Below are 1,224 nucleotides of genomic sequence, written 5' to 3'. Positions count from 1 at the left end.
TGGCCGACAACGGCCAAATGAGGGGAGGGGCCAGTCGGCGCTTCCCTACCCACTCCGGTCACTCCACATTTGAAACTGAACGCCACGAAGCGGACACTGCAACCGCAAATTGGGGCCCGACGAGACAACCACTTTTACGGCACAAAGCCGGCCCCTCTTCGAGGTGAAACGATCAAACGACTGCACCAAGTTGGTTGGTCGGACGGGTTACGGTGTCCGTGACAAAGACAAAATCGCTCACGGCCGGCAGTCTTCTATCGGCCGCCTGGGCGGTTACGCAGTGTACCCCCGCCCTGAGTACCACCAAGTGGAGAGGGGGCGGGGGAGAGGTGTGGGGTTTCAGCCAAGTAAAAATCGTGCCCCGATTGCGGTGCGCGATGACGGGACGCTCACAAACGGCTCAGCAGCTCCGCCTTCTTGGCGGCGAACTCCTCATCGCTGAGAATCCCCTTCTCGTGCAGTTTGGCGAGCTTCTCTATGCTGGCGAACACGTCTGCCTCGCGGGCAACCGACTGAGTGCTGACGGGCTCCTCCTGCACCGGCGGCGACGCCGGCTGCGGAAACCCAGCGACCGAGACAACCGGCAGGCTGGCGACAGCAACCAGGCCGTGCTGGCTCGCGAATGTGAGGGACGCGCCGCGGGACTGCTGCTGTGAGAAGCCGCTGATCTGGTGATCGAGCGTATCGTAAACAGTCACCTTGCCGTTCACTTCGATCGCCAGGCGCCGGGGCTGTGCGAAGTAGGCATAGCGGACGTCGTTCTGCGCGCCGGTGCCGTTGGGCCGCCCCAGATCAGCGGGCCACCAGTCGCCAGAGGTGCCGGGGGCGGGCGGAACAAACAGACTCACCGGTCCGACCGGTCCGGCTGCAGTCTGCTGCTGGTTGCTGCCACCGTAACCAGCGCTCTGCTGTTGTTGCTGGCCGCCGCCGTAGTTGGCCTGCTGCTGGGTACCCTGGCTCTGCGACTGGAAGCTGCCGCTGCGAATAAGGTCGGGCTGGTTTGCCATCAGGCGGGAAAGCTCGGAGCAGAGCCCATCGACCCGGCCTTTCAGGTAGTTGTTGAACATGTCGGAGACCATGGTCATTCCCCCCTGCATCCACTGGCCGGAGCCACCAAATTCGGGGTGGTTGAACTGGGCCATGCTGCCATTACCGCGAATCACAGACTCCAGCATGCTCATCACGGCATCCGTGCTGAACCCATGTCGCTGGGCTACTTCTTTG

Annotated in this window: 1 protein-coding gene; it reads right to left on the bottom strand. The window is 62.8% G+C overall.

Annotation, left to right across the window (positions count from 1 at the left end; translation table 11 throughout):
* Window positions 1-389 precede the first annotated feature (389 nt).
* Window positions 390-1,224 (bottom strand): SHOCT domain-containing protein (locus ACGLHR_RS51715; RefSeq protein WP_400103889.1); only part of this gene is annotated, 835 nt, incomplete at its 5' end.

Origin of the sequence: Cupriavidus sp. CuC1, from assembly GCF_044627735.1 — a bacterium.
Taxonomy (GTDB): Bacteria; Pseudomonadota; Gammaproteobacteria; order Burkholderiales; family Burkholderiaceae; genus Cupriavidus; species Cupriavidus ulmosensis.
This window is presented reverse-complemented; position numbering and strand designations above follow the sequence as displayed.